Genomic DNA, 22665 nt, shown 5'->3' with positions numbered 1-22665 from the left:
AAACAAAAAATTATTGAGCTTGTCAGAAAGATTCTTTGAGCCTCGCAGTAAAGTCACTGCGAGGCTTTGTCTTTAATTTTGTGTTTTAAATATTAAAGATATGCAAACAATATTCGACCGATTAAGAAATGGAGAAATCATTTCGACAGCAGATAAAGATGCCTATAAAATGCGCGAAGCTTCTTTTGCTACAAAGAAATTATTGCTTCAAATGAATAATTCATCAGATCCTGATGAAATCATAAATTTTTTAAGTCAAATCACAGCTACTGAGATTGATGAAAGTGTAACTGTATTTACACCGCTATATATCAATTATGGAAGAAATACCAAAATCGGTAAAAATGTATTCATCAACTTCGATTGCGTTTTTCTTGATTTGGGCGGAATTACCATTGAAGAAAATGTATTAATAGCTCCGAAAGTAAGTTTGCTTTCCGAAGGTCATCCAACTTCTATCGAAAACAGACATTCTTTAATTCCAAAACCAATTCTCATCAAAAAAAACGCCTGGATTGGTGCCAATGCTACCATTTTGCCGGGCGTAACGATTGGCGAAAATTCAGTTGTAGCAGCAGGAGCAGTAGTTTCTAAAGATGTTCCCGATAATACCATCATAGGCGGAATTCCTGCAAAATTTTTAAAAACAATTTAATTTAATAAAATGAAAAAAACATTGATTATTACAATGATGCTTCTTTTAACAGGGCAAGCATTTTCTCAAGACAAAAAATCAAATTCAGAAAAAATGAATACATCCAAAGAACATTATACTTTCAAATTAAGCGATAAAGTAACCCGTCAAAAAGTAAGTTTCAAAAATCGTTATGGTATTACTTTGAGTGCAGATTTATATCTTCCGAAGAATGTAGGAAACACAAAATTAGCTGCGTTAGCAATTAGCGGGCCTTTTGGAGCTGTAAAACAACAATCATCAGGATTATACGCCAATATCATGGCCGAACGTGGTTTTGCTGTTGTAGCATTCGACCCGTCTTATACAGGTGAAAGTAGTGGCGAACCACGAAATGTCGCTTCTCCGGAAATTAATACGGAAGATTTTAGTGCCGCTATTGATTTTTTGGGATTGCAAAAAATAGTGGATAGAAATAAAATTGGTATTATCGGGATTTGTGGTTTTGGCGGTTTTGCTTTAAATGCAACTGCAATTGACAAACGAGTGAAAGCGGTTGCTGTAACAAGTTTGTATGATATGACCAGAGTAATGTCGAAGGGTTATAATGATTCAGTAACTCTGGAACAAAGAACCAAAACATTGGAAAATCTGGTGAGCAGCGTTGGAAAGATGCAGAAAACGGAAAACCGGCAGCTGGTCCAAGAAACTTACCGGAAACTTTGAAAGGCGATGAGCCACAATTTATAAAAGAATATTTTGATTATTACAGAACACCACGTGGTTTTCAGGCTAACTCTGTGAACTCAAACGGAGCCTGGTTGGTGACAAATCCAATATCTTTTATGAATATGCCAATACTAAGTTATGTCAAAGAAATTTCGCCAAGACCGATGCTTTTAATCGCAGGAGAAAATGCGCACTCAAGATATTTTAGCGAAGATATTTTTAAAGTGGCAAATGAACCAAAAGAATTAATTATTATCCCAAATGCAGTTCACGTTGATTTGTATGATAAAGTGAATATGATTCCTTTTGATAAATTAGAAAAATTCTTTAAAGATAATTTGAAATAATATATCAAATGGCAATTTGAAGCAATGCCAAATATTTCTAATAAATGAGGAAATAAATCGGGCGTATCAGCATTTATCTCAATTACAAACCTCCAAAGTTATTCTGATTTTGGAGGTTATTTTATGTTTACGGGCTTTTCGCCAAAGTTATAAGGGCTTTCAAAAAAAGATAACAAATATGCAGATCGTAATGTAACAGATGTAAAGCAAGGGAAAAAATAATTTAAAAAACGTATTGATTCTATACGTTGTCTTGTCATTTTTAGAATAGGCATAAGTGAAAATTATCGCTATTAAGGTTAGAAATATAAATATATAGCCTGATATAATTATCAGTTCTATAAAAGTATTATAAGGTAATGTGGGTAATAATGAGGAAGTATAAAAATTAAAAGTTACCATGGTTAACATCAGTGTAAAAGAAATATTTAACTGGTTTGCAAAATCCTTAACCCAAAAAACCAGCCAGGAGGCAACAACAAGAATACCGATAGGCAACATTACTTTCCAGATGTAATATTCTAATTTTCGCTGCGCATAAATCTCAAAATTACAGCGTGAAAATACTTCCCCTTTTTTATTTGTACTCAGATGATTATAAACCATTTGATTGACGTAATCTTTTTTGCCCAAAATTTTCCATTCTTCAATATAGGATTCATCCAATACTTTTGGAAAAAGTTGTGGATTGATAAAAACAAGATCTTTTTTTTCCATCGAAAAAGCTTCCAATTGTATCATAAAGCATTGTTTATCATTTGGATACTTATGAAAATCCATATTAGATGTAAATCTTCCGTGAAAACGTTCGTTGTAAATTAAAGTTTTATCAGGATTAACTATTAATTGCTTATTAATGATGTCCCGATTGCCCAGAATATTAATAAATTCGAATGAGGGAACCAGGATAGTTTCGGGAAATTTTTCATTTTCGTAGATGATTTTGGTTTTGTTATTTCCATATATCCAATCCGGAACAGATGTATCCTGCCATGAAACGACTAAATAGGCGTCTATTACATAGGTTTTGTGTACCGAATTGATATCGTAGATTTTATTAAGATGAATCGATACGGTAACCACCAATGGTTTTGAATACTTTTGGTTTTCTTTAGGCAATTTTGCCGCTACAGCATATGTTGATACCAAAAAGAGCAGTAGGAGATAGTAAAACTGTTTCATAAACGATAATTGTTTAATTTTTGAAATACACTAATGAGATCATCGCATAATTGTGTTGCCATGGCAGGATTAAAATTTCCTTTTACCACTATCCGCATAAGTTTGTTGGGTTCAAAATTCCCAGGAATTGCATAAAGGGGTAGCATCCAGTTTTTTGCTTTAAGGTGTAATTGAAATTTATAAAGATCAACTGAACCCGTCGTTTTTAATTTAAAAACCACAACTGGTAAAATTCCCTCATCTACAATTTCAAAGTAATTAGATTGTCTCAGTCTTTCTCTGATGATTTCAGCCGTGTTGCAGCAACTTCTGATTATTTTTTTATAACCGAAAGTACCATGTTGATGTATCGAAAAATATTGGGCCAGAATCATTGAAGCTCCTTTAGAATAGTTTAGTGTGTAGGTTTCTATTTGTTTTCCCAAATAATGGGAAGAAAAAATTAAATCTTTGGGTAAAAAAAACGCATCCCTGAAAATGAGCCAGCCAATTCCGGGATATACCAACCCGAATTTGTGTCCGGAAAGGTTGATACTTCGAACCAAAGACAGCCTAAAATCCCATTGCATTTCTTGCGATTTTAAAAAAGGAAGCACAAACCCACTAATGGCCGCATCTACATGTATACCCACGTCCCAATTGTTTTGTGAATTGATTTCCAGTATTTTGGTATTTAATTCCTCGATAGGGTCAATGCTTCCTGTATAGGTATTTCCTGCAATAGCGCCTACGCAAATGGTGTTTTCGTCTATGTTTTTCAGGATTTCATCCATAGGATAGGCGTGTAAAGAGGAGATAGCAATTTTTCTTGGTTCGACATCAAAATATAAAGCAAATTTATCCCAACAAACATGAGCATTACTAGTGTAAACGATATTCGGTTTTGTTGTGTTTAGGTTTAAGGATTGCTGTCTTTTTTTCCAGTTCCACTTGTGTGAAAGTAAAGCAAGATGTATTGCTTCTGAAGATCCAAGAGTTGCTGTTCCATTGATAGATTTGCTATTGGGCGCATTTAATAATCCTGAAAGTATGGCAATAATTCGATCGTGAATTTTTTTGGTTTGTCCGTATTCGCCATAATCAATAAAATTTTTTCCTAATTGTTCTATAATAAGTTTATCTGCATAGGAATTCATTATAGTGGTACTAAAACTGCCAAGATCAAGATGCACGTTTCCATCCATAGCAAGTTCTAAACAAATTTTGTTATAGACTTTTGCTGCCTTGTTTCCTTTTTCGGGAAAGGTGTTTGGTAAATGATTATTCTTTTTCATGAGAATATGGAATTAAGATCTTAAAAAGTGATTTTCGTTAAAGAAAATCTAGCTTTTCAAAACTGTTATGGTTAATTTAATCCGTTGGGTTTAATCCTTGAAAAATTAATTAAACACATAGAAACATAGATTTTATGATTTTGAAAAAGTAAATCCAAAAGAAACTTGTTTCTCACACATAGTCCCGATAGCTATCGGGATTAATACAAGTGAAACGCCTTTTTTGAGTTCAATAATTCTATGTTTCTATGTGTTAAAAAATAATTACACCCAACGACTTAATTGACTAAAATTATAGTTGTGCAATTGCCTGAATGTTACCATAAAGAATATCAGCGATAAAAACACAGGCTACAGCAATAAATAGGTTATGCAGAAGTGTATCATCTATAAGATAGGGCGCAAATATTTTTGTATGGATCAATAGTATTGCACTTATACTGCCAAGTAAAATCGCCATCCAGCAAAACGGAATTTTATGAGCTGTTAAAGTGCTGTTGTCTATTTGTTTTAGCAATTTTGGAAAGAAGTATAACATGGCACCCAGAAAAGCCGTAGCTATTACATAAAGTTGATCTATGATAAATAAAGCAGTATCTGTAAAAATGTATTTGTCTGTAAAAATCCCGGATTCAATTATAACATATCCTAAGCTCGTAAGGAGAGTACTAATTATCGCAATTACCATAAATTGACGCACTATTTTTATTCTTAATAAAACAACCCTTGCATTCAATTTATTCCGGTATTGATTGATATAATGTATACTTTTTGGTGTCACGGGGTGTATAGCTTCTTTTAGCATTTCGTGCAAAACTATTTTATGAGATAGTTTTTTGGTTTCGGCCAATGAGCCAATTTCCGATGCTATTTTTTTTCCTTTTCTAATATTGAATTGCAGCATTGTTTCAATCTCTTTTTCGATGAGAGTTTCAAAAGCTGTTTTGATATTTGCTGTTACAGGTTTAACTTCAACCGGAATAAAAGCATCTTCCTCAATAGGCTTTTCGATTACAATCTCCTGAGGAGTACTTTCTGTTGGTGACTCAGGAATTTCAGAAGTATAGGCCGAACGATTTTTTACTTTATCAAATATTGCATTCATAATCTTAGTTTTAGTCGTTATAAAGTTTTTCCTGTATAAAAGTCAAGAAGCTTTGCCTGGGTGATCGTTTCGTATTTAAGCACAACAGCTTGCAGCGCATTTTGCCTGTTCCAGTTTCGTATTATTAAATAAGCTTCGTAAGGAGTATTTCCGGCTTCTAAATTCTTTGTACTTTCGTTCAATAAAAGCGTGGTTTTATCCAATGTGCTGAGTATATTTTGATAAACAATTTCTTTATTTTTCAACTCATTAATAATAAAATCCACGGTGTTGCATAAGGTCTTTTTTTGATTTTCGAGCTGTGTTTTTCGGTAATTAAAATTGATAAAAGCACGCTGGATATTTGCGTTTTGACCTTTTGTATTGAGTATAGGAATGGCAACACGTAACCCTAAGTAATTCTGAATTCCAGACAAATTGTTGTTATTATTTAAAGTATAAAAAAAGCTTCCCTGAAAACTTATTACAGGAGCAAGAAAGCTTTTTGCAATAGCAATATTTTTTGCTGCAATACCCACCTCTAATTGATTACTGCTTATTTCGGGATCGGCCAGAATAGCTTTAGGAAATGCATCTGTAAGTGCTGTATTGGTTGGGGCAAAAAGGGGAATCTCTTCAATATCAAAATCAGGTGAATTGTCAATATTGATGAGCTGCCTGATTTTTAATAATGCCAGTTCGTATTGCAGACTTAACGATTCTATTTCATGCCAGTCTTGTTGTAGCATTGCTTCAAAAAATGTTTCATTTGTATTGGTAAATGAGTTTTTATCAGATACCTCATAACGCAATTCCAAGGCTTTTTGATAAAATCTAACAGCAACCAGAAATTGCTCTTTTTTTGAAAGTGCATCTGTGTAAGCATACAAAACCTGCAGTTCAATATCATTTTGGTCAATGGCAATATTGTATTCACTTTGTATAACTATCATATTGGCTTTTTCAAGCTCCTGTTTTTTTCGGGATCCTGAATAAATAATGGTATTAGTTTCTAACCCAAAACTAAATTGCGACAAATAAGTCCCCGGAATTTTTGTATAGGAAGGATTTAGTACAGCATTAAATTGAGGAAGATATAAGGCTTCAATATTTTTTTTATCTTCTAAGTAAGTCGCATTTAGTATTGTATTTTCTTCGGCCTTAAAACTACGTTTCCTGCCGTAGGCAATACACTCTTTAAGTGTCCATGTTTTTTGAGCCATTAATTTTGGAACAAGACATAGCAGGGCCAGGCAAATTAATGCAATCTGTTTTTTCATGATAAATGATTTTAAATGAAAACTAGTTTTTTGCTAACTCATTAAGGTTAATAGCATTATCATCTAATGTTAGCCTGTTAACTTTGTTGATTAAACTTTGATGAACATTACATTCTAATGAATAAATTCGTGATAACCTCTTACACATCCGGATGTTTTTTTGAGGAACTCCCGCAGGAGTTTTTAAATTTTAATGCTGAAACAACTAAGTTCTTGTACAGCTTCTAATTTGTCCATTTGAAACATAAGTAATCTCGAAGATTCTTGGCGTTCCGTCTGGGTTTTGAGTAACGTAAAAGTGGAATGCCCTATTAGCTGCATTTCTTCCTGTAAAGTGAAGACAAAATCCGCCATGAACTAAATCTTCCGGTTGATGCGTACCTTGCTCAATTGTGTAAACTTGTGTGCTCGAAGCTACCGCAGTTCTGATAAAATCTGCTGCTACAGGATCTGCAAAATGAGAGTTAGCTTCACTAAATGCCTGTTCGATCAATAATGTTGTCAATGTATCAAGAAAAGCCTGATATTCTCCGTGACGTGCTACAGTAAGTGGAATGGCTGCATTCCATCCTGGTCTAAAATTAAGTGCCATAATATTTATATTTAAAAGTTAATAATGAATGTTATACTACACTTTTTACCAGATAGTCATTAATCCTTAAAAAAGATTCTGACGGATCTCCGGCTTCAAATGTAATTTCAACCTTTGCAGTAGCTTGTTTTTTTCCAAAAATTCCGCCGCCGCCGCCCATGTCAACATCCAGACTTGGCCCATTTTTACTATCTTGTTCTATCTTAATTTTGCCCAAACCAACTTTAAACTTTAGTTTGAGTTCTTTAATCTTGATTGCCGATGGCGGCAAAAGACTTAATAAAGGAACACTTAGTGTTGTCATTACGTTAGGATCATCATCAGGATCAAGGGTTGGTACATGAAGTTCTTGTACAAGTGGTTTTCCATCTTCGTCAAAATATTTTGCGATTTGCATGATATGCTGCTCCTCGGTTAATTCCTGAGCTTTCAAGACTGCACTATGGATAGCCTGTAATAAATGGTCAAATCTTTGTTGTGCCATGGTTTCTTTTTTTTATTATTTTTCATCCAGCCAATATGGCTTTCTCGTAAAACCTACATGATAGGTTGTGCTTTGCATGTTGAGTTCGTGCTCACCAAGCTTGAAACTTCCAATAGAAATATCTTTGCCTATTATCGTTCCTTTAGGGTGCTGTGAAAGGCATTTGTTAAGCAACACCAATTGATCTTCCCGCATTTCTTCAGTAAAAGGTGCACTTGGATTGATAGAACCTATGGTTATTTTTTTTATATATCGTATATCTGCGATAGTGATCTTTTGTGAATTATCCGGTAGCATACAATTGGTGTTAGATTACTTAATCAATTTACTAATCCTTTTTTTCTGCAGGTGGAGTTGTTTCGCTTCCGTCTGCACTAACAAGTTTGCCTTGTTCTTTTGGTTTACCATCTTCGCCTCTTTCAATTTCGCCGTTAGCATTTGGTTTATAAGCCATAATCTGACGTGGTTTTGCGGCATCATTCATAATGTCAAGCACTCTTGCCAAACCTTCGGGCAAACCATGATTAGTGGCTTTTACCTCGACATGATATTTAGCAGAGTGATCTGTCGAGCGGGTGTTTTCTTTGCTTGATGAAATAGAACCCGAAACGCTCGCATTGATTGAAAAGAAGGCAATTTTTGCGCTCATTGAGGCACTAAATTCTCCTTTAGAAGAAGATGACTCAACAGATTTTGTAGAGCTTTTAACCTCCATGTCAAAAGTGATATCTACCAAATCTACTTGTAGGTTAGGGATCGGTACGATGGCAAGCATCGGTACCTTCATTTTAACCTCTTCCACGGTAGCATTTCCTTCTTTATCCAGCCCGGGGCGTTCAAAAACAAAATCTACCATTCGCGCAGGACCCGGAACAATTATTCCTTCTGCGTCTTTTACTTTTTCAAAACCGATGTCGTTAATAAACGCTGCAGTAGCTTTCGCTAAATCTGTATTTGATTTTACAGCTGCTGATAACGGTCCACCGATAAGGTCTTCCATAGGAAGTCCCTTAAATTGATCTCCAATGTTCATAATTAAATATTTTAAATGTTATTACTTGGTGATAAAGTCATCTTCTTCCAGTAAGGTGTAAGTGAAAGAATTGCCGTAATGACCTTTTGATTTGTTGCAGATATCCATAAAGAATTTAAAATCGGCGACTTTTTTGAAAACGGTGCATCCGGCAGACCATTTTTCAACCGCTTGAGATTCAGTGTCCGGATTACTGCGATGGATATTAATCCCGAAAATACCTTCGTGCTGTGGTCCTGAAAACTCCAGCTTGCCATCTTTGTTGGCATCTCTCCACACTTTTACGGGCCCTTTTTGTACCAATGCTTCATATTGTCCTTTGTGCAGTCCAATTTGATGGGATCCTTTGTACTGGCCCGGCACTAAAATGGCAGTGCCGTTTACATTTAATGGATTTTTTAGCCAAAATAGTCCGGGATCTGTGGTTACGGCAAAACTGAATATTTGCGGACTAAGACTGTCATCGCTAAAGATTAAACACAATGTATCATCAAAAGAGTTGGCGATTACATTTTTACTTCTAATCCCTATAATGTTTATATTATAAGGTTTGTTCAGGTCAAAAAAAGTATATCCTTTTTTGGTAAGAACAGACTGGATTTCATTAATAGATGGTTTCATATTCCTTTTTTTTATTTGATAAATTGATTATCAATTATTTACATGACAATATTACTTCCGGTTAACAGAATTTTTCGGTTTAAAGGTACGAGTGGTAAAGATTTAGTTATGAACGGTTTAATCTTAATTATGTAAGATTTTATTTCTTATTTTTGATTCATTGTATAACCCCAAAATAAATCGCAATTATGACTATTAAAGAAATTAGTGTTGAAAAAAGGGTTCAGAAATCCACAAGAAAAATGAAGGATTTGAGCCAGATTACTTTTTTAAATACTGTATCACAATCAGATCAGTATTATAAAAGTAGAGTAGTCAGGGCAATTGAGAGCCGTTATTGTTTGCGCTTAAAAACAAAAACTGCAAAAAAAATCCCTGTCGTTATGATCAACTTTATTTGTTTGCCGCGTCCTTTTTATTAATAAAATTGATTGAGAGTCAATAAAGGAATTACAGTCACATATTATAGAAATTTTAAAAGTGTAATTTCTCATTTATATTAATTTATGATCAATAAAGACATGAAAAGAGGAAACTTTCGAGGCTCGCTATTTCATTCTATAATGAGATACTGAAATTGAAATTAGTTGTTTAATTTTTAATAGTATACTATTGAATTTTGAAATAATACTTTATTTAGAACTAAATACGAAATTTATAGTCTTATAATGTTAGATGTTATTTCAATTATAGATCTATACCAATTTCCTGAAAAAATAATACAGGTTGTTATTAAATTGTAACGCTATAATTTTTTTCAGGAGATTGTTAGTGATTTTTCCCCGGTTTTTTAATGCTTAATTTCATTTTCTGTTTGAGATTCTTCAACAGACTTTCCTCTTGATACTATTTACTTTTTAATCTCGTCAACAGTTTTGGTGAGGAATTTTTGTGTGCTGATTTATAATCATTTAAAAATCGGCCTTAAAAATCCTGCGTCCAAAATAGATCGGATCGAGGCATTGAACTATACTTTTTGAACTTTTTTAATTAGCCGGAATTTTTAGGCAGTTTTAAAAGCAATAAAGGGTATGTTAATGTGCGCATTTATAACATTCAAAAGATAAAATATTATGAAAATAAGAATACTAATTATAGAAGATGAGGCCTTGCAGGCACAATCTCTAAAAGAAGCACTTGAAGAAAGAGGATATGAAGTTACGGCTATAGCCAATAATTTAAAAGATGCATTAGGTTATTATTATGCTCAAAAGCCTGATATTGTAATTATAGATGTATACCTGAACGGTAAACCAGACGGAATTGTATTTGCCCAGCGAATAAATGAAAATCAATTTACATTAAAACCTTTCGCTTTTTTAACAAGCGCTATAGACAGAAAAACTTTTGAACTGGCCAGAATTACAAACCCATATTGTTATTTGATCAAACCTTTTAATGTTCTCGAATTAGAGTTCGCTATTGAGCTTGCCATTGAGAAGTTTATGGGCATGCAGGGTGTCTTTTCGGGCAGTCAATCCGGTGCCATTTTAATGGATGGTTTTTTTCTGATCAAGAAAAGAGACACTTTGGTAAAAGTATCTTTCAATTGCATAGAATATATTTATGTGGAAGGAAAATACACTTCGATTATCACGAAAGATGAATCCTTTCTGGTTGAAATATCTCTAAAACAAATTCAGCAAAAGCTGCCCGATAAACAGTTTATACAAATACACCGCAATCATATGGTAAATTTGAATGTGATAAAAAGAATCCATATTTCAGACAGTCATATCGAATTATTATCTGGTAAAACAGTATCTATGAGCCGTAGGTTTAAAGAAAAATTTGGCGAGCATTACTCAATCCTGAAATAAATAAACCAAAAAACATAATTAAACAAAGGGTATCAACTTACAATCGAAGTGAATTTTTGGAGACCAATCCAAAGGTTGTATACCAGGTTTTCTTCCAAAAGATAACCTTTTCATTCTCCTAAAATTGTTATAGCTCATATATATCGCTTCAAATTTCGCGATATATATGGGTTCTTTTTTTTCGGGTTTTTACTTAATTGTTTGTTTTTATTAGCGAAAATAGATACTTAACTGGCAATTATGTAATTGCAAAATGGTTAACTGTAAATACAGCAAATTTTAAAAGTTGTAACTTTATTCTTATATAAAGCCAATAACTAACGATTATCTAATTTCCCCAGATAAAAATAATCCGAAAATTATGCCAATACGCCATTTTCCCCTAGATATAAGCCTGAACTTTAAAAAAGTAATATGCTTCGTTTTTGTTTTTATATTCAATCAAATTGCGCGCAGTCAATGTGCGACACCGGTTGTAGGATGTCCAAATGTTAATTTATCTAATTTTGGAAGTGAGTCAAATAACGATGCTGCAACAATAGAATATGATAATTTTGTCTCAAGTTTTCACACCACAGTTGTAAGAACTTCTGATGGTTCTTTCCAGGTCTGGGGAGAAAAAATTGCAAATAATGGCTCTACAGATGTATTAGCACCGCTAACGATAAATAAATCAAACTTTCCGGCATTAACAGGTATCCCCTTAAAGGTTGCTTTGGGAAGTAATTCTACCGGCAATATTCAGGGTATTCTTTTAGCAACTGATGGATTGTATGCATGGTCAACAGAAGGAACCGTTATTAGTAATACAATTACCTCAAGCACAAATTTTCAAAAACTTACTATAAATGGTAACTCAAATGGTCTGCCAACTGATGTAAATCCTCAGGATGTTAAAATGATGTTTGCGACTTACAAAACATTAGCTATAACAACTTGTAGTGGAGATGTATTTGTACTTTCACAAACCGCAACTGTAAGAGGTAATGGAGGAAGAGGAAATTCTGTTACGTGGTACAAAGTAACAACTTCAAATACCGGAAATCCATTTTTGACAGACATCGTTGCCTGTAGAGGAAATAGTGATGGACTTATGGCATTGAAGTCAGACGGTAGTGTATATGTATGGGGTAATAATGTATTATTGGGAAATGGCTCGGCTGTCATTCCAAGTCAGCAGACAGCTATACAGATGACTCTTCCTGTGAATGCAACTCCAAAAATGATTGGTTCGACGGGAAACGGGACAGCAAGATCGTATTTTATTTTAGCAAGAGACGGTAATTTATATAGCGTAGGTGAAAATTCTAATAGCGAACTCGGAGATTGGACAATTACTGACAGATTATCGTGGGTACAACCCAGGTATTCATCTGCAACAGGTCGCGTGATGAATGATATTAAATGGTTCAGCCCTCAGGAACATGACAGTCAATATGGCGCCATAAATGTGATTAATAATCGGAAAAGCATTTACGCATTTGGAAATAATGGCTTGTTACTTGGAGCTTCAGGTGCTACCACAAATCCTTTTACTCCTAACGGTTTAAAAGACACAGATCAGATCCTGGCGGTAGAAACCGGTGGTCATACCTCAATGGTTGTTAAAAATTGTGAAGCTAAATTTGGATATGTAGGACATAGGTATCATGGAAGTATGGGCGATGGCAGTAATATAAATACAAATGAATTAAGTTACACTTTTGCTACAGCTCCGGTACAAATTTGTGGTGTAGAGTCACTTCCTATTATTCAGCCTCTTACTGCAGGAACAGGACCTGATATGAAATATTGTGTTAATGATCCTGTTTTATTAGATCCAACTCCTGCAGGAGGTAAATTAACTATACGAAGCGGTCCGGGAAAGCTGACAGGAAATACACTAAGTTTTACCGCAGCGGGAACTGTTATGGTTCAATATTTAGTAACTACTTCTTGTGGAGGCACATCATTGGTGTCTAAAAGTTTTGATAGTACAATTTGTCCGTTGGATTTGGAGGTTACAAAAACAGTGGATAATCTTAATCCAAGTATCGGCAGTACTAGTGTTTTTACAATAGAAGCAAAAAATAATGGCCCCTATAAAACTACTGGAGTGATTGTAAAAGATGTGCTTCCATCGGGTTATGTCTTTGTTAGTGCAAATCCTTCTATTGGGACATGGTCACCGCCAAACTGGAATATTGGTAACCTTTCCAACGGAGAAGCTGCAACACTTGAAATTGTTGCAACAGTTAAAGCTTCAGGAACATATGCTAATACAGCTACCATTACTGCCAATGATCCTGATACTAATATGGCAAATAATACATCAACCGTCAGACCCACAGTTCAGAGCAATCTTTCGATAGCGAAAACCATTAGCAATAGCATGCCGAATGTTGGGGAGAACATTAGATTTACCATCACTGCTTCTAACGCAGGGCCAAGCGCTGCAACGAGAGTTTCTGTAATAGATGTTCTTCCTTCTGGTTACACCTTTGTTAGTGCAACGCCTTCAACAGGAACCTGGTCATCACCAAACTGGGTTATCGGTGGTCTTGCCAACGGAGCTACTGCAGTACTAAATATCGTTGCAAGAGTGAACGCTACAGGTGATTATAACAATACAGCAAGTATAAAAGGAGCAGAGCATGATCCAAGCCTTTTAGATAATTCTAGTTCTGTTTCTATCAATCATGCGCCAGTAGCAGTTGATGATATTTATACAGTTGCAGAAGATGCTACATTGCTACTAAATCCCTTAAATCTTGATTCAGATTCTGATGGCGACACATTAAACATTACGTCTATCAACGGAACGGCTTTAACCGGAACGGCACAGTTGATTACTGTAGCGAATGGAACCGTAAATATAGCTTCTACAGGTGTTATTACTTTTACACCTGATGCAAATTTTAATTCACCTGTAGCCATTAGAATTCCTTATTCAATAAGCGATGGGAAAGGAGGTACTGCTACAGCAAACATGCATATTACCGTTACGGCTGTCAACGATAATCCCGTTGCTGTTGATGATATTTATATCATTACAGAAGATGCAACGGTAACATTAAACCCATTAAATCTTGATTCCGATCTTGATGGCAACACTTTGATTGTTACATCCATTAATGGAACGACATTAACAAGTTCAGTACAAGTTATTCCCGTAACGCACGGTATCGTAAATATATCGGGTGCAGGTGTAATTACTTTTACACCCGATAAAAACTTTAATTCGGCTACAGCCATAAGCATTCCGTATGCAATAAGCGATGGAAATGGAGGAACTGCTACGGCAAACCAGCTTATTACGGTTACGGCTGTCAATGATAATCCGGTTGCCGTAGACGATATTTATACAATTGCAGAAGATGAAACGGTAACATTGAACCCATTAAATCTTGATTCAGATCCTGATGGTGATACATTGACTATCACTTCAATTAACGGAACAGTTTTAACAGGTGTTGACCAAATGATAATTGTACCAAATGCCAAAGTAAACGTAGTAGCTGGTGTGATTACTTTTACGCCGGATGTTAACTATAATTCGGCTACGCCCATCAGTTTTCCTTATATAATCAGTGACGGAAATGGCGGAACCGCAACAGCAAACCAACTCATTACAGTTAAGGCTGTTAATGATAATCCGGTTGCAGCTGATCATGTAAATGCGGCAATTTTATCTACATCCGGCGCAACATCTATCGATAAATTAACGGCATCAGATGTTGACGGAACTATCGTTAGTTACACAATATTAAGTTTACCCGTTCACGGTGTTTTGGCTTTATCAGGTATCCCATTACGAACAAACCAGACATTAACACCAACGCAGGCAGCAATGCTTACTTATGATCCCAGCGGAACATTTGTTGGTAACGATAGATTCACATTCACTGTAAGAGATAATCAGGGAAGCATAGATTCCAGCCCGGCAACTATAACACTTGTAATTTCAGCTGCATTATTGGAAGCAGTAGGAGATCCTACATGGAATGCGGACGGCATTAATGGTTCATTAGAAATAGGGAATGTTTTGGATAATGACAAGCTGAACAGTATTCCTGTTACTGCTTCACAGGTGATAATAAAAGCTATTGATTCTCCCGCCGGAATTACTATTAACGCCGATGGTACAATTGATGTGGCGCCAGGTACGCAGGCAGGAAATCATACGTTCAGTTATCAAATATGTGAAGTAGCTAATTTATCTAATTGCAGTACAGCAACGGTGCGCGTTTTTGTGGAAATTCCGGCCATTGCAATAGTTAAGAAAGGCGTCTTTAACGATGATAACGGAAATGGATATACGGAAGTGGGCGAAACTTTAACTTATAGCTTCGAAATAGCAAATAAAGGAAACTCTGATCTTGAAAACATAACAGTTACTGATCCTTTACCTGGAATTGCGATAATTGGTAGTCCTATCAATTTAGCTATTGGGGAAATGGATAATTCTTCCATTAGAGGAACCTACACCTTAACTCAGGCAGATCTTAACGCCGGGTCAATAAGCAATCAGGCAATAGCATCAGGAGTTAGTAAAAGCGGAATCATGGTTATGGACAAATCAGATTTTAATGATCTTAATGGTGAAAGACCAACTGTTTTAGAATTCGGTGATTGTCTGATCAAAATCTTTAACGCTGTTTCTGCAAATGGAGATGAAAATAACTCAAGATTCTATATTCAGGGTTTAGAATGTTATCCGGACAATACAGTGCAGATTTACAACCGTTCGGGAATTTTGGTTTTCGAGAGAAATCATTACAATAATAACGACATCGCCTTTAGAGGTATATCAGAAGGAGCTTTTGCTAGTAAATACTCAAGCGAATTAGAAGAAGGTACCTATTTTTATATAATAAGATATAAAGATAAGCAATCTAAAACCCATGAAAAGACTGGATATTTATACCTGAATAATTAATTTATTACCAATGAAATGGCGTGTCAAAGCTATATTTCTATCTCGTATTTTCGAGGTTTAAATAGACTTTTTTAAACTAGTCTCCATTAGTAAATAATAAGAGATGTTTGTCTGTTCCATCAGGATTCAAATAAAATTGAAGTAAAAGCATGATCTTCAAATAAAAAGTTTGAAATTTGCAAAATATACCAGACTCATGGCAAAATCAACAGAATCTCTCGAAGAATTTTACAGGCATAAATTCATTACTTTATCTCAAAATCTCACTAAGCATACTGGTCAATTTAATGTTTTTAGAATTGAGGACCGTATTGCAACAAATGAAACATCTGCCACTTATATTCGCAGGGATTTTTTTAAAATTATGCTATTTTGCGGCAATAATGTATTTCATTACGGGGATAAGAGCATTGCTGTTAGCGGAAATACATTGTTGTTTTTTAATCCAAAGGTTCCTTATACTTATGAGGCATTAGATCCGGAAACCAAAGGATTATTCTGTGTATTTAAAGAGGAATTTTTTCAAGAGAGTTTCCGTATTAATTTAAGTGAATTACCGCTTTTTTCAATGGAATCCTATCCCATTTTTAAACTCAACGATGCAGATTATATGGAGATCAGTTCCATTTTTGAAAAGATTATAAATACCATTGAAAAAGATTATATCTATAAGTATGAGTTAATTAAAAGCTATGTCAGCGAATTGATCTTTTTAGCACTACAGTTTGACCCTGATGAAGATTTTTATCGGCATATTGATGCAGGATCGCGAATTACAGCTGTATTTACGGAACTTCTGGAACGACAATTTCCTATTGAATCGACAGCCCGGCGTTTTGAGTTAAGATCGCCCAAAGTTATAGCCGAAAGACTTTCTGTACATGTTAATTATCTCAATCGGGCGATTAAAAAAACTACAGGTCGCACTACGACAGATCATATTTTTGAAAGGCTTGCGACTGAAGCAAAAGCATTACTCAAATATACAAATTGGAGCATCGCCGAAATTAGTTATACACTCGGTTTTGAGGATCAGGCACATTTTAATAACTTTTTTAAAAAACAAACCAATAGCAGTCCATCATCTTTTAGAAAGGTTTGAATTTGACAAAAAATGGTTCTGTTTTAACAAAACCGTCCTGTTTACACATTATACCTTTGTCTCAAAATAAAAATTATGAGCAAAACTAAAGTTTGGTATATAACGGGAGCCTCTAAAGGAATGGGATTTTCTGTCGTGAAGCAACTGCTTTCTAAAGGTCACAGCGTAGCTGCTGCGTCAAGATCGGTGAATGCATTGGAGCAATTTTCAGAATATGGAGACAGATTCCTTGCGTTGGAGGTTGATTTAAAAAGTGAGCAATCTATTGAGTTGTCGTTTAAAAAGACAATCAAAAAGTTTAGTAAGGTCGATGTAATTGTAAACAATGCAGGTTATGGTTTAGGTGGTGCATTGGAAGAACTTACTTCTGAAGAAATCAACGAAAATTTTGAAGTTAATTTTTTTGCTGTCGTAAGGATTGTTCAAAAAGCTTTACCCTATCTTAGAAAACAGCGTTCGGGTCACATCATCAATATTGCATCAATTGCCGGTTTTGCTCCGGGATTGGGATGGTCAATGTATTGTGCTGCAAAATTTGCATTAAGCGGATTGTCTGAAGCGCTTGCGAATGATTTAAAACCATTGGGAATAGCTGTTACAAATGTTTTACCGGGCTGGTTCAGGACAAGTTTTGCAAAACCAGATTCTATTGCTTATAACAAAAACCAGATGAAAGAGTATGATTATCTTCGTGAATATCACGAAAGAATGAATAGTATGGACGGAATTCAGCTGGGAAATCCAGACTTAATTGCTGACGCCTTTTTACAATTAGTATTTAGTGAAAATCCTCCGATCAACTTATTTTTAGGAAGCGATGCTTTTAACAGGGCAAAAAGTAAAATTCTACAATTGAATAAAGAAATGTCTGACTGGCAAGCTGTTTCAATATCTACAGATTTTTTATCTTAAGAAATAAAGTATTCCTTTTGAACTAAATTATCAAATAATTGAACTAATTCACAAAACGTTATTCTGTTTTGTATTACAAATTTGCATGGTCAATATGACATACAACTTTTTAAAATAAACAGAATAAAATGAAACGTACAGCACAAGCACAATGGATCGGTAGTATAAAAGAAGGAAAAGGCGAATTAACTACACAAAGCGAAGTTTTAAACAAAACAAATTACAGTTTCAAAACTCGTTTTGATGGTGATGAAAAAGGTACGAATCCAGAAGAGCTTTTGGCAGCGGCGCATGCAGGATGCTTTACAATGGCTGTCAGTTTTGCATTAACAGAAAGAGGTTTAAGCTATGCCTCATTAAATACTCAGGCAACTGTATTGATGGAAGGCTTCGAAATCAAATCTTTACATCTTTCTATTATTGGTATTGTGCCTGGTATTACTGCTGAAGAATTTGAAATTGTTAGCAAAGGAGCAAAGGAGAATTGCTTGATTTCTAAAATACTAAATATTCCTGTTACTTTAGAAGCTCATCTGGGAGCTTAACAGCACAGTTTGCCTAAAGCAGTTTACAAGTTTGACATTCGGCATTTATCTCTACTTTTGGCTATAAATGCTGAATTGGTTCTTACAATTTGCAATGAAAAATATTTAAAATGGTTACAGACTATAAAAAAATTGACTTATTCGGTCACACTTTAATTCAAAAAGTAATATTAAAACCACCTTTTGAATTTCCTTTTCCGGTATCTGATAACGCTTGCTTTTTATTTTCTTTGGAAGGCGAAATACAATTTCATGCAGAAGAGGAGCAGTTTGTAGTTCCAGGCAATTACTCATTACTTCTAACTTGCGCAAATACCGGAAAGAAAGTCAGCAATTCTGCCACAAGCACTCAGAATGAATTAGTCGTGATTAGTTTTCATCCTGATACTTTAAAAAAAATATATCAAAGGGATCTTCCATTGTTGCTTCAAAAACCAAAAAACAGTATATCAAATCAGTGCAGTGAAAAAATCAATAATGACTTTTTGATAAAAAAATATATTGAAGGGCTTTTATTTTATTTCGAAAATCCATCTTTAGTAAATGAGGAAATTTTAATTTTAAAATTAAAGGAAATCATTCTTTTATTGTCTCAAACACAAAATGCAGCAACAATTCAGGTAATTTTATCCCAGCTTTTTTCGCCAGCTACATATTCTTTCAAACAAATTATAGAAGCAAATATATTTCTGCAGGTTAGTGTTGAAGACCTCGCGCAGAAAACAAATTTAAGTGTTTCCTCTTTTAAAAGAGAATTTACTAAACTTTACAATGATTCTCCCGCCAATTATATCAAAACTCAAAGGCTTGAGAAAGCTGCCGAATTACTTATAGTCTCTGATGAGCGTGTAACAGATATTGCTTTTGATTGTGGTTTTAACGATCTGGGAAACTTCACTAAAAGTTTTCATGATAAATACAATATTACACCAACTAACTATCGACTGAAGCTAAAATAAATAATCGTTGTTTACAATAATGCCCGTAGAAGAAATTAACAATGATCTATTCTATGGGCATTTATTTTGAATAAAAGTTTTTGTTCTTTTTTGGTCTAAATTGTCAAATAGTTGAGCTAATACGCAAAACTCTTTCCTTTTTTACAGCGCAACTTTGCAGAGTCAATAATGCTTACAAGGAAAATGATTTTACAAAAAAAATAATAGACCAGCTTATTATAATTTCTGAAGAAGTTGGTATTACACCCGGTCAGGTAGCGTTTGCATTGATTTTATCAAAGGATGCTTTTCCAATAGTGGGTGCTCGTGCTGTCTCTCATTTAAATGATACTTTGAAGGCAATATCTGTTCAGCTTACTGCAGATCAAATTACAAATTTAGATGAACTTAGTAGCGTATCTTTGGGTTATCCGAATGATTTGCTGCAACAAGTTCGAGGCTGAGATATGTACACAAATTGACAGCCTTGGTTTTTTGTGGTAAAAAGGTATCCACCTGAAATAGATTGTGTGACAGCACTTGTTTCAAATCAATGGTAATTTTTTTATATCTTCATCTCAAACAAAAAATAACAAATCTCCAAAAATCTTAGCTTTGGAGATTTGTTATTTGTTTAATATTTGATTTAACTTCTTTGTTTGAGAAAATATTATGGTTTCAAATCCACAGTTACTTTTTCAATTTTACCCTGAAATGTAAAAGGTACTTCGTAAGTTCGGTTAACAGGTGTTCCGAAATCCTCTCCAACATCTAAAGTTTCATCAGCTGAAAACCTGCTTGGTACTGTTCTTGGAATATCACCGCTTGCCGCTTTTTTGCCATCAACCATTAATGTAGCTTTTGCAGCTTTTCCGGCCCCGCCGCCGGCATAATCAAAGTTCAGAACAATAGTATGTTTTCCTGCTGTTAACGCAGTAGGAGACTGGATGCTCCATTTATGTTCAGGATAATGAGAGAAAGCATAAGCAAAGGTTGGTTTCCCTTTTTGAAGCATTAAGGCCATTCCTGCAAAATAACCGCCTTGTGTTATAATAATTCCTTCTTGTCCTGCTTTTACTTCAATTTCGGCAGTAATCGTAAAGGTAGTATTTTTCATGTTTGGGGCCATTCCTTCGGTGATACGCGAACTGCCCTGATGGAAAATATATTTAGTTCTTCCTTTATTTAAATTTGGACGGTTCTCCGGATTTACCCTGTCAATATAACGATCATCAAAAGGAAATACTTCATATTTTTGAGCTTCTTCCATAAAAGCTTTCTGCATTTCTTTCAGCTTTTCAGGATTTTTCGCAGCAATATCATTGGTTTGGGTAAAATCCTTTGTAAGATCATACAATTCCCATTTATAATCTTTTACCGGATCTTCAGAAGGCACAGGGTGTCCTTGCCATGGTAGATTTCTTGGAGTTGTATTGGCCATCCAGCCATCTTTATAAATACCTCGATTGGCAATCACTTCAAAATATTGGTAGTATGGGTTTCTGGAGCGGCAGCATTGTCAAAAGTATAAACCAGACTTTTTCCTGCGAAAGGCGTTTGTTCAAATCCGTCTACTTTTTTCGGTTGTGGTATGTTAGCAGCTTCCAGAATTGTAGGAACAATATCGGTAAGATGTGAAAATTGGCTTCGAATTTGACCTGTTTGTTTGATTCTTGCCGGCCAGGAAATAACCATACCGGTTCGGCTTCCGCCTAAATGTGAAGCTATTTTTTTATCCCATTGAAATGGAGTATTCATGGCATGCGCCCAGCTCATAGAATAATGTTCAGCCATCCACGGTCCGCCAAAATCATCAAGGTGTTTTACCATATATTCTTCGGTATCGACTACGCCATTAACCAGAACACCAATCTCGCTTGTTAATCCCTGACCAGTTGGGTCTTCTGCACTAGAACCATTATCACCCATAATAAAGATAATCATAGTATTGTTTAGTTCTCCCAAATCTTCTACGGATTGAATTACTCTTCCAATCTGATAATCACAATGCGCTAACATTGCGGCATAAACTTCCATTTCTCTTGCTGCTACTTTTTTCATACCGGGTGAAAGCGCATCCCATTTTTGATATTCCGAAGGAGTGGGAGCCAGTACAGCATCAGGAGGTATAATGCCCAGTTTTTTCTGGTTTTCATACGTTGCAATGCGTTGCTTATCAAATCCCTGATCAAATTTCCCTTTAAATTTTGCAATCCATTCTTTAGGTGCCTGATGTGGCGCATGAGCTGTTCCGGGTGTATAATAAGCAAAGAAAGGTTTGTTGGGCGAAACACTTTTTTGTGTCTGAATCCAGTGAATGGCGTGATCTGCCAAATCTTTGTCCAAAATATATTCATCATCCACTTTTTCATCTTTTAAATACGGATCGACGGGTTTTGTCCCTTCAAAAATAGCAGGTCTGAATTGGTGCGCATCGGCTCCAAGAAACCCGTAAAAATATTCGAATCCTAAACCGGTTGGCCATAAATTAAAAGGCCCCGCAGGAGTAGTCAGCCAGTCCGGTACATTATGATTTTTACCAAACCATGAAGTTCCGTAGCCGTTGTCTGTTAGAATTTTTCCTATCGAGGCAACACTGCGCGGTACTAAACTATTGTACCCGGGATAAGGAGTAGAAAATTCCATAATAATACCAGTTGCTGCGGTATGATGATTTCTACCCGTAATAAGCGCGGCTCTTGAGGGCGAACAAACAGCCGTAGTATGAAAACGATTGTATTTGAGTCCATTTTTAGCAAGTTTGTCAAAATTTGGTGTTGGAATGGGCCCACCAAATGTAGAACTGGCACCAAAACCAACATCATCAATCATTATTAATAATACGTTAGGAGCTCCTTCCGGTGCACTAATTTCCTTTGGCCAGTCAATTTTATCCGAATCTTTTATAGTGGGAGCTACTTTGCCAACTTTTTGATAAGGTTCTATGGGTAAAACGGTTCTGTCAGGCCAATTTTTAGGTGCAGAATTCTCCTGGGCATTTATCGAAACAAAATTCATCAAAATAAATATTGCTGTAAGTAATATGTTGTTTTTCATAACTTTATAATTATAGAATGATTTTTTAATAAATATTGTTTAATAAAATTTAGCTGTTAAGATCAAGCAGATACTAAGTTATTGATTAACGGGAGTTTTTTTTTTTCAAAACT

General features: G+C 35.1%; 20 protein-coding genes and 1 pseudogene. 10 read left to right on the top strand and 11 right to left on the bottom strand.

The features are described 5' to 3' along the window. Nucleotides 1-100 precede the first annotated feature (100 nt). Both SD960_RS11625 and SD960_RS11620 read left to right on the top strand, forming a co-directional pair. Nucleotides 101-655 (top strand): sugar O-acetyltransferase, encoded by a 555-nt coding sequence (locus SD960_RS11625; RefSeq protein WP_318803239.1) that lies wholly within the window; start codon nucleotides 101-103, stop codon nucleotides 653-655. Nucleotides 656-691: 36 nt separating this feature from the next. Further along, nucleotides 692-1710, top strand: a pseudogene (locus SD960_RS11620) (alpha/beta hydrolase). A 159-nt stretch (nucleotides 1711-1869) separates the two neighbouring features. Here the strand turns inward: SD960_RS11620 and SD960_RS11615 are convergent. The 9 genes from SD960_RS11615 to SD960_RS11575 all read right to left on the bottom strand — a co-directional run bounded on the left by SD960_RS11615 (nucleotide 1870) and on the right by SD960_RS11575 (nucleotide 9260). Further along, nucleotides 1870-2892 carry a hypothetical protein gene (locus SD960_RS11615; protein ID WP_318803238.1) on the bottom strand — a complete coding sequence of 341 codons (1023 nt, stop codon included), beginning with the start codon at nucleotides 2890-2892 and terminating at the stop codon, nucleotides 1870-1872. Then, nucleotides 2889-4166: a glutamate decarboxylase gene (locus SD960_RS11610; protein WP_318803235.1), complete on the bottom strand. Its 1278-nt coding sequence runs from the start codon at nucleotides 4164-4166 to the stop codon at nucleotides 2889-2891. Before SD960_RS11610 ends, SD960_RS11615 begins: the two co-directional genes overlap by 4 nt. Before the next feature lie 292 nt (nucleotides 4167-4458). Further along, on the bottom strand, nucleotides 4459-5271 hold the full coding sequence (locus tag SD960_RS11605; protein ID WP_318803233.1) for a hypothetical protein: 813 nt from the start codon (nucleotides 5269-5271) through the stop codon (nucleotides 4459-4461). Nucleotides 5272-5288: 17 nt separating this feature from the next. Beyond that, nucleotides 5289-6530 (bottom strand): TolC family protein, encoded by a 1242-nt coding sequence (locus tag SD960_RS11600; protein WP_318803232.1) that lies wholly within the window; start codon nucleotides 6528-6530, stop codon nucleotides 5289-5291. Between the two features lie 205 nt (nucleotides 6531-6735). Then, entirely contained in the window at nucleotides 6736-7122 is a 387-nt protein-coding gene (locus SD960_RS11595; protein WP_318803231.1) for a hypothetical protein, read from the bottom strand. 31 nt (nucleotides 7123-7153) lie between these two features. Continuing rightward, nucleotides 7154-7606 carry a DUF2589 domain-containing protein gene (locus tag SD960_RS11590; RefSeq protein WP_318803228.1) on the bottom strand — a complete coding sequence of 151 codons (453 nt, stop codon included), beginning with the start codon at nucleotides 7604-7606 and terminating at the stop codon, nucleotides 7154-7156. Nucleotides 7607-7621: 15 nt separating this feature from the next. Then, nucleotides 7622-7903 carry a hypothetical protein gene (locus SD960_RS11585; protein ID WP_318803227.1) on the bottom strand — a complete coding sequence of 94 codons (282 nt, stop codon included), beginning with the start codon at nucleotides 7901-7903 and terminating at the stop codon, nucleotides 7622-7624. Between the two features lie 31 nt (nucleotides 7904-7934). Beyond that, a complete protein-coding gene (locus SD960_RS11580) occupies nucleotides 7935-8639 on the bottom strand; it encodes a DUF2589 domain-containing protein (protein ID WP_318803225.1) in 705 nt (234 codons plus the stop codon). 21 nt (nucleotides 8640-8660) lie between these two features. Beyond that, nucleotides 8661-9260, bottom strand: a complete 600-nt coding sequence (locus SD960_RS11575; RefSeq protein WP_318803222.1) for a hypothetical protein — start codon at nucleotides 9258-9260, stop codon at nucleotides 8661-8663. 188 nt (nucleotides 9261-9448) lie between these two features. Between SD960_RS11575 and SD960_RS11570 the strand changes: the two genes are divergently transcribed. The 8 genes from SD960_RS11570 to SD960_RS11535 all read left to right on the top strand — a co-directional run bounded on the left by SD960_RS11570 (nucleotide 9449) and on the right by SD960_RS11535 (nucleotide 19959). After that, entirely contained in the window at nucleotides 9449-9682 is a 234-nt protein-coding gene (locus tag SD960_RS11570) for a hypothetical protein (RefSeq protein ID WP_318803220.1), read from the top strand. A 651-nt stretch (nucleotides 9683-10333) separates the two neighbouring features. Beyond that, a complete protein-coding gene (locus SD960_RS11565) occupies nucleotides 10334-11080 on the top strand; it encodes a response regulator transcription factor (protein ID WP_318803218.1) in 747 nt (248 codons plus the stop codon). 361 nt (nucleotides 11081-11441) lie between these two features. Next, entirely contained in the window at nucleotides 11442-15998 is a 4557-nt protein-coding gene (locus SD960_RS11560; protein WP_318803217.1) for an Ig-like domain-containing protein, read from the top strand. A 196-nt stretch (nucleotides 15999-16194) separates the two neighbouring features. After that, nucleotides 16195-17100 carry an AraC family transcriptional regulator gene (locus SD960_RS11555; protein WP_318803215.1) on the top strand — a complete coding sequence of 302 codons (906 nt, stop codon included), beginning with the start codon at nucleotides 16195-16197 and terminating at the stop codon, nucleotides 17098-17100. A gap of 75 nt (nucleotides 17101-17175) precedes the next feature. After that, nucleotides 17176-18012 carry an SDR family NAD(P)-dependent oxidoreductase gene (locus tag SD960_RS11550; RefSeq protein WP_318803214.1) on the top strand — a complete coding sequence of 279 codons (837 nt, stop codon included), beginning with the start codon at nucleotides 17176-17178 and terminating at the stop codon, nucleotides 18010-18012. 128 nt (nucleotides 18013-18140) lie between these two features. Beyond that, nucleotides 18141-18557 carry an OsmC family peroxiredoxin gene (locus tag SD960_RS11545; RefSeq protein ID WP_318803213.1) on the top strand — a complete coding sequence of 139 codons (417 nt, stop codon included), beginning with the start codon at nucleotides 18141-18143 and terminating at the stop codon, nucleotides 18555-18557. A gap of 110 nt (nucleotides 18558-18667) precedes the next feature. Then, nucleotides 18668-19516 carry an AraC family transcriptional regulator gene (locus SD960_RS11540; protein ID WP_318803211.1) on the top strand — a complete coding sequence of 283 codons (849 nt, stop codon included), beginning with the start codon at nucleotides 18668-18670 and terminating at the stop codon, nucleotides 19514-19516. An 80-nt stretch (nucleotides 19517-19596) separates the two neighbouring features. Beyond that, on the top strand, nucleotides 19597-19959 hold the full coding sequence (locus tag SD960_RS11535) for an aldo/keto reductase (RefSeq protein ID WP_318803209.1): 363 nt from the start codon (nucleotides 19597-19599) through the stop codon (nucleotides 19957-19959). Between the two features lie 206 nt (nucleotides 19960-20165). Here SD960_RS11535 and SD960_RS11530 read toward each other — a convergent pair whose 3' ends face one another. Both SD960_RS11530 and SD960_RS11525 read right to left on the bottom strand, forming a co-directional pair. Next, nucleotides 20166-20972, bottom strand: a complete 807-nt coding sequence (locus SD960_RS11530; RefSeq protein ID WP_318803207.1) for a hypothetical protein — start codon at nucleotides 20970-20972, stop codon at nucleotides 20166-20168. Beyond that, nucleotides 20969-22552, bottom strand: coding sequence for an arylsulfatase (locus SD960_RS11525; protein WP_318803204.1), 1584 nt, complete (start codon nucleotides 22550-22552; stop codon nucleotides 20969-20971). The genes SD960_RS11530 and SD960_RS11525 overlap by 4 nt, the downstream gene beginning before the upstream one ends. Nucleotides 22553-22665: the final 113 nt, after the last annotated feature.

It is taken from the genome of Flavobacterium sp. MMLR14_040, assembly GCF_033657265.1.
In the GTDB taxonomy this organism is placed as follows: Bacteria; Bacteroidota; Bacteroidia; order Flavobacteriales; family Flavobacteriaceae; genus Flavobacterium.
Note: the sequence above shows the minus strand (reverse complement) of the source record. Positions and strands in the feature narration are given on the sequence as shown.